Annotated in this window: 1 protein-coding gene; it reads left to right on the top strand. The window is 66.3% G+C overall.

The window, feature by feature from the left end:
* The coding region (locus OH705_RS27920; protein ID WP_267303522.1) for a hypothetical protein at positions 1–258 on the top strand (258 nt) is incomplete at both ends.

Raw genomic sequence — 258 nt, 5'->3', positions numbered from 1 at the left:
AACGCGGGCAGCGACAGCCGCATCGACAGCGATGGCGCCATGCACCTGACCGCCAGCGGTTTCGACCAGCAGGCCGGGCGGATGCTGAGCAAGGCCTCGATCACCCTCGACCTGGGCCAGGGCGCGCTGGTCAACCACGGCCTGATCAAGGCCCCGGTGCTGGTACTGAACAACCTCGGCAGCGTCGACAACCAGAACGGCGAAATCACCAGCCCGCAAGGCTTCACCTTTGTGGCCGACTCCCTGGACAACCGCCAG

It is taken from the genome of Pseudomonas sp. BJa3, assembly GCF_026343815.1.
GTDB classification, from domain to species: Bacteria; Pseudomonadota; Gammaproteobacteria; order Pseudomonadales; family Pseudomonadaceae; genus Aquipseudomonas; species Aquipseudomonas soli.
This window is presented reverse-complemented; position numbering and strand designations above follow the sequence as displayed.